11 protein-coding genes are annotated in these 12,231 nt (G+C 64.9%); 10 read left to right on the top strand and 1 reads right to left on the bottom strand.

Annotated features, from left to right (window positions below; genetic code table 11):
* Positions 1–271: 271 nt before the first annotated feature.
* The 10 genes from AAIO73_RS06195 to AAIO73_RS06150 all read left to right on the top strand — a co-directional run bounded on the left by AAIO73_RS06195 (position 272) and on the right by AAIO73_RS06150 (position 10,420).
* On the top strand, positions 272–748 hold the full coding sequence (locus AAIO73_RS06195) for an RNA polymerase sigma factor (protein ID WP_345876860.1): 477 nt from the start codon (positions 272–274) through the stop codon (positions 746–748).
* Entirely contained in the window at positions 745–1,674 is a 930-nt protein-coding gene (locus AAIO73_RS06190; RefSeq protein WP_345876859.1) for a FecR family protein, read from the top strand. Before AAIO73_RS06195 ends, AAIO73_RS06190 begins: the two co-directional genes overlap by 4 nt.
* 96 nt (positions 1,675–1,770) lie before the next feature.
* A complete protein-coding gene (locus AAIO73_RS06185) occupies positions 1,771–4,974 on the top strand; it encodes a TonB-dependent receptor (RefSeq protein WP_345876858.1) in 3,204 nt (1,067 codons plus the stop codon).
* A gap of 11 nt (positions 4,975–4,985) precedes the next feature.
* Positions 4,986–6,224 carry a purple acid phosphatase family protein gene (locus AAIO73_RS06180; RefSeq protein ID WP_345876857.1) on the top strand — a complete coding sequence of 413 codons (1,239 nt, stop codon included), beginning with the start codon at positions 4,986–4,988 and terminating at the stop codon, positions 6,222–6,224.
* A 74-nt stretch (positions 6,225–6,298) separates the two neighbouring features.
* Entirely contained in the window at positions 6,299–7,273 is a 975-nt protein-coding gene (locus AAIO73_RS06175) for a hypothetical protein (protein WP_345876856.1), read from the top strand.
* A 171-nt stretch (positions 7,274–7,444) separates the two neighbouring features.
* Positions 7,445–7,834, top strand: a complete 390-nt coding sequence (locus AAIO73_RS06170; RefSeq protein ID WP_345876855.1) for a hypothetical protein — start codon at positions 7,445–7,447, stop codon at positions 7,832–7,834.
* 169 nt (positions 7,835–8,003) lie between these two features.
* On the top strand, positions 8,004–8,732 hold the full coding sequence (locus tag AAIO73_RS06165) for a DUF4198 domain-containing protein (RefSeq protein ID WP_345876854.1): 729 nt from the start codon (positions 8,004–8,006) through the stop codon (positions 8,730–8,732).
* A gap of 19 nt (positions 8,733–8,751) precedes the next feature.
* On the top strand, positions 8,752–9,120 hold the full coding sequence (locus tag AAIO73_RS06160) for a hypothetical protein (RefSeq protein WP_242116407.1): 369 nt from the start codon (positions 8,752–8,754) through the stop codon (positions 9,118–9,120).
* Positions 9,117–9,818, top strand: a complete 702-nt coding sequence (locus AAIO73_RS06155; RefSeq protein WP_345876853.1) for a HupE/UreJ family protein — start codon at positions 9,117–9,119, stop codon at positions 9,816–9,818. The genes AAIO73_RS06160 and AAIO73_RS06155 overlap by 4 nt, the downstream gene beginning before the upstream one ends.
* A complete protein-coding gene (locus tag AAIO73_RS06150; RefSeq protein ID WP_345876852.1) occupies positions 9,815–10,420 on the top strand; it encodes a hypothetical protein in 606 nt (201 codons plus the stop codon). Before AAIO73_RS06155 ends, AAIO73_RS06150 begins: the two co-directional genes overlap by 4 nt.
* 254 nt (positions 10,421–10,674) lie before the next feature.
* Here the strand turns inward: AAIO73_RS06150 and AAIO73_RS06145 are convergent, their stop codons facing one another.
* The gene (locus tag AAIO73_RS06145) at positions 10,675–12,156 is read right to left on the bottom strand and encodes a DUF389 domain-containing protein (RefSeq protein ID WP_345876851.1); all 1,482 of its coding nucleotides are present in this window, start codon (positions 12,154–12,156) and stop codon (positions 10,675–10,677) included.
* Positions 12,157–12,231: the final 75 nt, after the last annotated feature.

Raw genomic sequence — 12,231 nt, 5'->3', positions numbered from 1 at the left:
GCGCATGACGTCGATCGGGTCGTCCTGCGCTTCCGCGGCCGCAGCGTTCCGCCCTTTGCGTCCAGCGGCGTATGCTCGTGACGCCATAGGCGGCCGCCCGAGGACTAGACGAACGCGCAGGCGTGCAGTTCACAATTCACGCGCGGCCTGTCGCGAACTTGTCAATTCCGCAGATTAGATCGCCTCCGGAACGACAACGGAGATCAGACCGGCCGCCATGGCGTCGCACTGTTCGATCGATGCACCGGACGACGTGACGGACTGGCACGGCGTGCAGGACGCGGTGTTGCGCTATTTGCGTCATCGCACGGCCGATCGCGAGGGTGCGAACGATGTCGCGCAGGAAGTGGTGCTGCGCCTGATCGACCTTCGCCGCTGTCAGCAGATCGGCAGCGTCCATGCACTCGCCTTCCGGATTGCGGACAATTTGCTGATCGATCGGGCCCGCCAGCAATCGCGCATGACGGATTTGCCGGACGAGGAGATTGCGTGCGCCGCGCCCTGTGCGGAGCGTATCGTGGGATCTCGGCAGATGGTGGACATTCTGTCGCGGGCGTTGCGGCGCATGCCGCCGCTGCGCCGTGAGGTGATTGTCCGTCGCCGTCTCAATGGACAGAGTTGTGCTGCGATTGCCGCCGATCTGTCGCTTTCCTCGGCCGCCGTGGAGAAGCATATCGCGCGGGGGCTGACCGATCTGCGCGCGGCGCTGGAGCGTAACGGGCTGGGCCTGGAGGATCTGAGCGCATGAGCCTGTCGACGGACGCAGTGGATCTGGCGGCGGCGGCGTGGGTCGAGCGGCTGGCGCGACCGGTACAGGATGCCGAACTGCTGGCCCGGTTCGATGCCTGGATCATGGCCGATCCGCGCCATGCCGAACGCTATGGCGCGGTGCAGGCGCTATGGGTCGGTCCCGCGCTGGCGGAAGCGCTGGGCGCGACCGACACCGCCGGTCATCGTCGGCAACCGCGCATGATGCTCGCCGGTGCCCTCGCCGCCTGTCTGGCGGCCGGACTATGGTTCATGCCCGGTTTCGCGCATCGGCATGTCGTCGTACCGGCGGGGACGACGCGAACGACGGTGCTGGAAGACGGCTCGCGGGTGGTGCTCGCCGGCGACAGCGAACTCGATGTGCGAATGACGCCTTGGAACCGCAGCGCGGAGCTGGTCCGCGGAGAGGCTTTCTTCGATGTCGCGCATCGCCGCTTCCGGCCGTTCTCGGTCGCGGTCGGCGACGCGGAGGCGCGCGTGTTGGGCACCGCTTTCGACGTGGAACGGCAGGGCGGAGGCGCCGCCGCGCTGCGCGTTTATCGCGGTGCCGTGTCGTTCGGCGGGGCGGACCGCGTGAACTGGGTCGTCCGCGCCGGCCAGGGCGCGCGCTGGGCACCCGGCGGCATGAAGCGACTGGCGCCCTCGAGCGGCAGCGCGCCGGAATGGATCGGTGGGTGGCTGGAGGTCGACGATTGGCCGCTGGCAGAGGTCGTGACGCGGCTCAACCGTTTCTCGGCCAAGCCGATTATGCTCGCCACGCCCGGCATCGGCGCGATGCGCACCAGCGGCCGGTTCGATCTGCGTCACCCGGCACGCGCGCTCGACGGGCTGGCGCTGGGCATGGGGCTGGCATGGCGCGACACCGGCAAACGCTACGTCGTCACCGCCGCCGTAGAACAGCGGTAATTGTCACCAAATTGCCATAACATTTTTTTGTCGGGTTCATCGATCCTCGACCGTCTTACCCGCGAAGGCCGATGATCGACCTGCGGGGGAGTTCCGATGACGATGAAGAAGGCGCTGGCCATGGGGCCGGCGATGATTGCGCTTGTCTACGCTACGGGCGCCGAAGCACGGCAAGGCAATGCCACGAGCGCAACGCGAGATTTCCATATCGCGACACAGGATCTTGGCAACGCGCTGAAAGAATTCGCCCGGACGACCGGGCTGCAACTCGCGGCACGGCCCGATCTGTTGCAGGGCCGCCGCAGTCGCGCCGTCGATGGCCGGATCAATGCCAGCCGCGCGCTGGCGCAGATCACCGCGGGTACCGATGTCGAGGCGCGCATTGTCGGGAGCACCATTGTCCTGCGCCTGCGCACGGCGAAGCCGGTCTCGCGTCCGAACGCTGCCGCCCGTGCCATCAGAAGCGCCGCCGTTCCCGTCGCGGACCGATCCGCCCCGGCGGTGGCCGCCGCCAGCGACGAAATCGTTGTCACCGGCTATGCCGCCGCATTCAAGCAGTCGACCGACCTCAAGCGCCGCAACCGCGTCATATCGGACTCGATCAGCGCGGATGATATGGGCGAACTGCCGGTGAACAACGTCGCCGAATCCATGGCGCGGATGCCCGGCGTCAATGCGGTCCGCAACCCGACCACCGGCGAAGGCGACCGCATCACGATCCGCGGCCTTTCCACCGAACTGAACAGCTATGCGGTCAACGGCGTGCGGATGGGCGGTGCAGGCTCGCGCGACGACAATTTCTTTCGCGGCGTCCGCCTCAGCGTGCTGCCGCCCGACGGGATCGACACGATCACCGTCTACAAGTCGTTGACGCCCGATCGCGACGGCGATGCGCTGGGCGGCGGGATCGACATCCGTACGCCGACCGCTTTCGACCGCAAGCCGGAATATTATCTGGTCAACGCGCAGGCCGGCTGGCTCCGCAAGTTCGATCGTCGCGGCTCGGGGCAGATATCGGCATCGGTCGGTCGCCGCATCACCGACGACTTCGGCGTCTTCCTGACCGGAAGCTGGAGCCGCCGCCGGTCGCAATATGAATCGAACGGCGGCGACGGCGATAACCAGCCGCGCCGCTGGTATGCGGACAGTGAGACGCTTGGCTGGGACCCGGCCGACTTCGTCATGCGCGGCATGAGCCTGGCGATGGGTGAGACGGACGTGAAACGCTGGGGCGTAAACGGCAGTATCGACTGGCGCCCCGAAGACCACCAGTTCCATCTGCGCGGTCAGTACAACCGCTACAGCAACACCCAATTCGACAACGAACTGAATTTCCGCAGCGACACCGGCCGGAACTCGACGCGACTGGTGCAGCGCGATGCCGGCGCCCTGGACCTCCAGCAGCCGGGCAATGCGGTCATCGGCTATGATACGAAGAAGGGGCGCATCTACGGCTACACGACCGCGCAGATCATCGATCAGGACAAGGACGGTCGCATCACCGATGCGGATCGCAAGACCAAATCGCTCTATTCGCTGTATGGCGGCTCGGGCCAATGGGATCCGCAGGGTTTCCGCCTGCGCCGCTTCTGGAGCGGTGCGCGCAACACCGGTACGTTGGCGTCGGTCAATATCGGCGGCGTCAGCGACTTCGCTGCGGTCAAGCTCGACTATGACCTGTCCTTCTCGCGTTCCGAAGACAATCTGGACGACAGCTACGACCTTCAGTTCCGCGGCGACAAATATGGCTGGCTCGGCAACACCGGCGTCGCGATCAGCAGCATGCAGGATCCCCGCTTCCCGAAATGGATTCTGAACCCGGCCGGGCTGGCGGCGGTGCAGGACCCGTCCCAATATCCCTTCAACGGTTTGTCAGGCGAGGTCGGCGGCAGCGGCGAAAGCCTGTGGCAGTCGCAGATGAATTTGTCGTGGACGCCGGGGTCGGTATGGCTCGATTCGATCAAGCTGGGGGCTAAGGTCTTCCGCTCGCGCCGCAGCGTCTACAACGGCACCTTCCTCGATCTGAGTGCCGAGGGCACGATGGCCGACTTCGCCGCCTTCTTCGGCAAGCCGGTGACGTCGATGTTCGGTGGTGCCTATACGGGCGACTATCGCCTCGGCACGGTGATCGACAACCGCAAGATGCTCGCCGAACTGCAACGCGCCGAACAGGGGACAAGCACGATCTTCAGCGGTTTGGCCGTTTCGCCCGACGCGGCGCAACTGACCGGTGAGGACAGCTTCCGGTTCGACGAGCGCGTGCTGGCCGGCTATGCGATGGCGACGGCGCATTGGGGTCCGGCACAGTTGATCGGCGGGGTCCGCGTCGAACATACCGCCAACGATATCGATGCCTATGCGCTCGATCCGGTTCGCGGCGAACGCTACACGACCGACTATAGCAGCTTCGTCAACGTGCTGCCGTCGCTCCACCTCAATTACGACGTCGCGTCGCGGACGCTGGCGCGCGCCGCGATATGGACCAGCTTTTCACGCCCCGATATCGCGCGGATGAGTTCGTCGCGCGAATATAGCTACGACTCCGATCCCGATGGCGACGGCGTCGAAAACCCGACCGCGCAATGGGTTCTGATGGCCATCCGTCAGGGCAATCCGCGGCTGAAGCCGATGCGCGCGGTCAATATCGATCTGTCGCTGGAACATTATGCCGGCAAGTTCGGTGCCTATAGCGCGGCACTGTTCTACAAGGATATCCGCAACTTCCTCTTCCGCTCCTCTTCCAGCAACGTGCGCAACGGGACGCTCGGCGAACTGGTGTCGCCGGAGGGCGTGACGATCGCCATGCCCAATAACGGGCGTCAGGCGCAGGTCTATGGCGCGGAGTTCAGCGCACAGCAGATGCTGCACTGGCTCCCCGGAGCGTTCGCGGACCTCGGCTTCAACGTCAACCTGACCCTGCAAAAGTCGCGCGCGATTACCGGGATCAGCTGGCATCCCGATGGCTACACCCTGCCGCTGGTCGAAACGCCGGAGCGGATCGCCAACATCCAGCTGTTCTGGAACCACAAAAGGGCGGAGATCTATGCGTCGTGGACGCACCAGTCGAAGTTCCTGGGCGGCATTCAGGATTTCGGCAACGATCCGTACGACCACGGTTACTCGTTCGTCGACCTGACGGCGCGCTACAAGGTGGTGGGCGACGTCGCGCTGTCGGTGCAGGTGCAGAACCTGCTCGACAACTACACCTATTGGGAGACCTTCGGACCCGGCATCGGGTCGAGCCGCGCCTATACCAAGAACGGCCGCAGCGTCTCGTTCGGCATCAACGCCGTCTTCTGAGGACCAGCACCATGACCTTTCGTCCCATGCTCCTGCTGGGTGCCCTGCTGTTCGCCGCGCCGATCGCCGCGCAGGAGGCACCCGAGCCGCCGCTCGCCGCGCCTACTGCCTCGCCCGAACGCATCGTCCTAAACCTCGCTGCCGATCCGGCCCATGCCATGGCGGTGACATGGCGCTCGGCGGCGGGGCTGCCCGGGCTGGTCGAACTGGCCGAGGCGGGCGATGGCCCGGACTTCGTCAAGACCGCGACGCGCCTGCCCGCGCAGACCGACGACGCGACGATCGCGGTGCGCGAGACACCAACGCTCCATGCCGCCTATCACAGCCTGACCATGACCGGGCTGAAACCCGACACCGTCTATGCCTATCGCGTCGGCGACGGCGCGCACTGGTCCGAATGGCTACAGTTCCGCACCGCCGCCGCGACCGCGCGCCCTTTCCGCTTCCTCTATATCGGCGACATGCAGAACCAGATCCTGTCGGAGGCGTCGCGGACGCTGCGCATGGGGCTGCGGATGGCGGGCGACGCCGCGTTCGTCGTGCAGGGCGGCGACCTGATCAACCGCCACGACAGCGATGCCGAATGGGGCGAATGGTTCGCCGCGGGCGGCTATGCCTATGGCCAGACGCCGCAGATGCCGACGCCGGGCAATCACGAATATGGCCGTGGCCCGGTGCTGAACCCGCAATGGCAGCGTCAATTCACCTTGCCCGCCAATGGCCCCGCCGGGTTCGACCGGCTGCGCGATACTTGCTGGAGCACCGATTATCAGGGGCTGCGGCTAATCTCGATCGACGCGCCGCAGCTTCACGGCGTGCCGGAATCGCGCATGGCGATCGTGAAATGGCTGGAACCGCTGCTGGCGCACAACCCCAATCGCTGGACGGTGTTGGTGCTGCACTTCCCGCTCTATTCGCTGGAGCCGCAGCGCGACAACGAACGGGTGCGCGATGCGCTGAAGCCGTTGATCGACAAATATAAGGTCGACCTCGTCCTGCAAGGCCACGACCATGGCTATGGTCGCGGCACCGTCGGTCCGGACGGGCCGGGCACGCCAGGCAAGGGCGCGACCTATGTCGTCGCGGTCGCGGGACCCAAGATGTACGATGGCGGCGTCCGGCAATGGGCAGAAAAAAGCGCGACCGACACCCAGACCTTTCAGTTGATCGACGTTTCCGACCGCGAGATGGTCATTCGCGCCTATACGGCGGCGGGCCGATTGTTCGATGAAACCGTGCTGCGCAAGTGACCGCAGGCGGGGCGACCGCATTAGCCCCGCCGAACGGGCGTGGTGCCGCACCTTTTTACGGAAGAAGCGTATCGATGCGCCGCTTGGCTTTCCTTGTCGCACGCTGCCTGATCGCCACCGCGACCATGGCTGCCGCCTCGGCCGCTACCGCCCCGGCGGACCCGTGGCGCATCGTGGAACGGCGCTTCTTTCACGGTCCGGCAGCCAGCGACGCCCGCGGCCAAGGCGTCACCACGGACGGCGTCCACTGGATATTCTCCGGCACACGGTCGCTGGAGCGGGTCGATAGCGACTTCCGCACGCTTCGTATCGACCGTAGCGCCATCCCCGCCCGGCTATGGCGACCTTCGCGGCTCTCGCCGATCGGCCTCAACCATATCGGCGACATCGATTACGCCGATGGCCTGCTCTATGTGCCGCTCGATTCGAGCCATATCGACCCGACCGTCGGCAAGGCCTATGCGCATCCGACGGTGGCGCTCTACGACGCGCGCACGTTCCGCTATACCGGACGCGCCTACCCGCTCCGCCCGCCGCATGGGACCGACGACATCGCCAGCTGGATCGCGGTCGATGCGGCGAACGGCGTGGCCTATGGCATCGCCTATCATCAGGCGAGCGAACTGGCCGTCTACAGCCTGCTCGACTTTACCTTCCGCCGCTACCTCCCGCTATCCCGACCGATCGATCGGGCGCAGGGGGGCAAGGTGCGCGACGGGTGGATCTATCTTGCCACCGATGGCGACGACAAAACGGTCCTGCGCGCCAACTTGACGACGGGTACGGTGGAGAAATTAGCTTCCCTCAAGCTTGCCGGCGACCAGGAGATCGAGGGCCTTGGCTTCCACGCGGACGCAAACGGCAGGCTGTCGCTCAACGTCCTCAGCCGCGAAGACGACCGTCCGGGAAGTGGCCAAGGGGGCATCGCTCTGTATCGACTCGAACCCCGGGAAGTGGGGGGCACTCAACCGAGCCATAGGATTGCGGCGGACAGTGTGACCATGGCGAGGCAGTTACGGGCACCCCTGGCGCTGCCGTTGTCACGATAGGGATTAGATTACGTCGAACCGACCTGCAGTGCTGCGCGACAGATCGTGTCGCACAGTCCTGCAAATCCGGCATATGCGACGGTTCGGGCAATAAACGCGGGGTATATTGCTTCGCTACCGCCATCATCCTGCGACAGGGACGGCCCATCCCGTCGAGCCGGGGAATGACAGATGGCATCGTTTGCTTCGATTGGCTCCGCGACGGTCGCGCAACGCGCGGATAGCTTAGCGACACCTGCAGCCCGGACCCGGCTGCGGGATATCGATGGCTTGCGTGGGCTGATCGTGCTTCTCATGCTGCGTATCGACACCTTGCGGCTGACGGCCGCGCTCGCGGTGTTCGGCGGTGCGCCGATGTTCTTCTTCCTGTTCCACCTGACGATATTGCACATCGTCTATCATAGTGCGGCTGCCCTTTGGGACCCGGGCCATAGCTTCGACAATTATCGCGGCGTCATCCTTTGGCACTTCGCACTACTGGTGCCGCTTTACCTGCCAACCGCCTGGTTTCTGCGATTGAAGTGGTGGCGTCGTGATATCCCATCGCGCAAATATTTCTGACGGCGACCCGGTGATGTGTCTGCAAAGATCCTTCTCGGCAAAATGCCCCATGTTCCGACTGTTTTGGCAGCTTATGCCGAACGCTGGATCGATAAGGCCATTCGATACCGCGAAGCCATATTAGCATCACTTTCGATCAGCAAAGGGGAATGACGTGACGAAGATAAGAATGTTGTTGTCCACGGCAGCCGTTTCGGCCGGCATTCTCGCGCCTGCATTGGCGAATGCCCATGGAATCTGGTTCGCGCAGCGTGCCAAGCAGATCGCAATCATCTACGGCATCGGTGCCGACGACCTTGAGGCCGTGAAGCGGCAGCCCAACATGGAGAATGTGCAGGCCTGGGATGCGGACCTGAATCCGATCGGCGCGCAACTGCGCACCAACGGGTCGCTGGTCGTTGTCGATACCGACGCCCCGCCGGCACTGGTGAGCGCGGTGCTCCAGAACGGCACCTGGTCGAAGCTGCCGGACGGCGAGTTCGTGAAGAAACCGAAGGACGAGGTCCCGAATGCGGTCAAGAGCGAAACCACGGTAAAATACGCGACCACCATCCAGGGCACGCTGACCAAGCCGGTCCCGCTGATCCCGTCGCAATTGCTGCAGATCGTGCCGGTCGGCGCGCTGCCGGCGAAGCTCGGCACGCCGATGACCTACAAGGTCTATTTCAAGGGCAAGCCGGTGTCCGGCGCAACGGTCATCAACGACATGGTGAACGATCCCGACGCGGCGGAAATCGCGACCAAGGCCGACGGTACGGTCACCTTCCCGGTCCGCAATCAGGGACTGAACGTGCTGCGCGCCGTCTATGTCTCGCCGACCGACCAGCCGACCAAGATCGACCATTACGAGCATACCGCGACGCTGTCGTTCACGCTGCCGCACGCACCCGAGAAATAATCGTTCGAGGAGATCACCCATGAAGATCAAGACCCTGTCGATCGCACTCGCGTTGATCGCTGCACCCGCCCTCGCCCATGGCGACGACAAGCCGCGTCATGGCGGACAGGTCGTCGAAGTCGGCGAAACCGTGTTCGAACTGGTCCGCGCGCCCGCCGGCGTGTCGCTCTATGTCATGGAGGATGGCGACGAGGTTCCCGCCGCCGGCATGATGGGCAAGCTGTTCGTCACCACCGGAGCACAACGCAGCGAGGTCATGCTGACGCCGGCTGCCAACAACCAGTTCGTCGCCAAGGGCGCCAAGATCCCCGCCGGATCGAAGGTCGGCGTCCTGCTGATCGATCGAAAGACGCAGGCGCGGCAGACCGCGACCTTCGCCGTCAAATGAGGGGGCTGCGTCGCGCGTGGCCGCTGCTCGGCGCGGCATTGGCGCTCGGCCTGCATGGCGTCGCCGCGGCGCATGGCGTCGCCGAGGGGGACAAGGCGTTCATCCAGAACAATCCCGGCATCAACATCGTGCCCTATATGTATCTGGGGGCGAAACACATGGTGACCGGGTACGATCACCTGCTGTTCCTGTTCGGCGTCATCTTCTTCCTCTATCGGCTGAAGGACGTCGGCACCTATGTAACGTTGTTCGCGATCGGGCACAGCACGACGCTGATGGCGGGCGTGTTCTTCAATATTCACGCCAACCCCTTTCTGGTCGATGCGATCATCGGGCTGTCGGTCGTCTACAAGGCGCTGGATAATCTGGGTGCATTTCCGACGCTGATCGGGTTTCAGCCGAACCAGAAGGCCGCGGTGCTGATCTTCGGCTTCTTTCACGGCTTTGGCTTGGCGACCAAGCTGCAGGACCTGATCGCGTCGCGCGATGGGCTGATCCCGAACCTGCTGAGCTTCAACATCGGGGTGGAAATGGGGCAGTTCCTCGCGCTCAGCATCATCCTGATCCTGATGACGCTGTGGCGCCGCTCGCCGAGTTTCACCCGGAGCGTCGTCGTCGCCAACGCCGCGCTGATGTGCGCGGGGATCGTTCTCACCGGCTACCAGCTTGCCGGTTTCATGACGGAGAAGGTCGCATGACTGCTGCAACCACTACGCCGTATCAGGCAACGCCACGGACGCTGGGCCGGGCTTCTGTCGCTGCGCTGGCAGCGGGTGCCGCTATCCTCGTGCTGTTCGTTCTCCCGGCGGAATATGCCGTCGACCCGACCGGAGTAGGAAAGGCGTTGGGCCTTACCCGGATGGCGGCCGGCGACGATGCGGTGGAAGACGCACCCGTTTCGCCGGTTGCCGCGTCCGCCCCGACGGTCGCTGCCGTCCCTGCGCAAACGCAGGCGAACATCGCACGTGCCACCCCGTTCCGGAGCGATGCGAAGACGGTCATCCTCGAACCCGGCAAGGGGATCGAGGTGAAGGCACGGATGAAGGCTGGCGACAGCTTCAACTTCCGCTGGACGGCGACCGGTCCCGTTCGTGCCGACATGCACGGCGAACCTACCGGGGGCAAGGAGGACGAGTTCACGGACTATTGGAAGCAGAAGGACGTCGCGTCCTCGCAGGGCAGCTTCACCGCGCCCTTTGCCGGCACGCATGGCTGGTACTGGAAGAACCGCGAGGACAAACCGATCACGGTTACCGTCAGGCTCGACGGCTTTTACGAAAGCGTTTTCGTGCGAAATTAGAGTTGGATGACATGAAATTGACTCGTTCGTCCTGAGTAGCCATTGAGCTTGTCGAAATGGCGTATCGAAGGACCGTCTGCGGCCGCTGCTTCGATACGGGTCTTCGACAAGCTCAGCCCCTACTCAGCACGAACGGTTCTGCCTGTTGTCATCACGCTGTAGAACGTTGCCGGACCATCACGGCCCACTGGCGGAGCATGCCGTTCCGCCAGTGCGCACGGACGTCGCCAGTCACCGCAAACGGGTGCGACCGGTCACGTCGTTGCCACCCAGTCGAGGCGAAGCGCGCCTCCGGCGCTGCCGGCGACCGCTGTGCCGCCCCGGGCGACGATCCCCTCCGCGACCGCGCGGCGCTGGCTGGCGGTGCCACCGTCGATCGAGATCTGACGCCCCAGCCGCGCCGATCCCCACGCCGCGGCGTCGAGCGCGCCGCTATCGATCACGCCAGCGTCAATGGCCACGATCGGCAACGGTGCATCGGCAGGCGGGGCTAGCCGGACTTGCCATGCGTTTAGCGCCTGTTGCGCGCGGACCTCCAGCGCCCGATACCCCACCATGCCGAGCCCTGGCAGCGGCGCAGCGGTGGCCTGCAACGTCCGGGTCGTCGGGTCGGCCTGTGCAGGCGCGGCCTCGCTCCCGGCAATGAGCGCGAGGTCGGCGAGTGCGCGTCGCTGTTCTTGGTCGGGATCGGGAGTCGCGACCGCGGCCCGTGCGATCTGCGCCGCCTCGACACCGCCGGCAGCAGGATCGACGCGTAGCTGGTCGACATGGAGGTCGATCCGGCGACCGAGCCGGTTTTGCAGATCGGCAGCGAGGACGCGGTCCGCCTGCGGGTCGAGCTTCGGAGTCAGCACGACCGCGCGGACGCGGATCGGCGTCGCGGCATAGTCGATATCGAGTTGTCCCAGCCGCGAGGCGTCGGGAAAGCGGTCGCGGATCGTATCGCGCACCTGCCGCTGAGCCACTGCCTCGAACGCGATCTGGCGCAGACCGGTGCCGAGCGGTACCGACAGCACACCGAGCGCGACGACGAACAGCATCAGCTGCCATCCGGTATGCTGCGGCGACAAATGGCTGCCGAAACCATAGACGCGCGCGACCAGCGCGGCTGTCAGCGCGATGGTGATCGCGTTGGTCAGGAACAACAGCACCGATCCCGAAAAGACGGTCCAGTTCAGGGTGGCGATACCGAAGCCGACCACCGCCAATGGCGGCATCAGCGCGATGGCGATGGCGACGCCGACCACCGTGCCGCCCCGACCGCGGATCAGCGCATAGGCACCGGCGACCGCCGACAGCAGCGCGACGAGCAGATCGAACAGCGTCGGGCGGGTGCGGCCGGCAATCTCGCTGGTAATTGTCTGGATCGGCGACAGGCTGACCAGCACGACCGACAGCGCCACCGCGATCGCCGCACCGGCGACCAACGCGATCGCCGCTCGCCGGATTTCGCGCGTATCAAGCGTCGCGATCCCGAAGCCCAGCCCGATGATCGGCATCATCAGCGGCGACAGCAACATCGCCCCGATCAGCACCGCGACCGACGGCATTAACAGCCCCAGCAGCGAGATCGCCGCCGACACCACGATCAGAAACGCATAGCGCCCCGACCAGCCTGAATCCTCGGCAATCTGCCGCAGAACTGCGTCATGATCGACCCCTCCGACTACCCACATCGACCACCAGCGGCTTGCCTTTGTCCGGCCGTCTGCCGTCGTTGCCGTCATTCCGTCCATGCTCCCGCCCGTTCGACACGTCACGCTCAACGTGCGATGCGGCATAACGTCGCACGACCGGATTTGGCGAGACTG

Origin of the sequence: Sphingomonas epibiotica, assembly GCF_039615155.1 — a bacterium.
Taxonomy (GTDB): Bacteria; Pseudomonadota; Alphaproteobacteria; order Sphingomonadales; family Sphingomonadaceae; genus Sphingomonas.
This window is presented reverse-complemented; position numbering and strand designations above follow the sequence as displayed.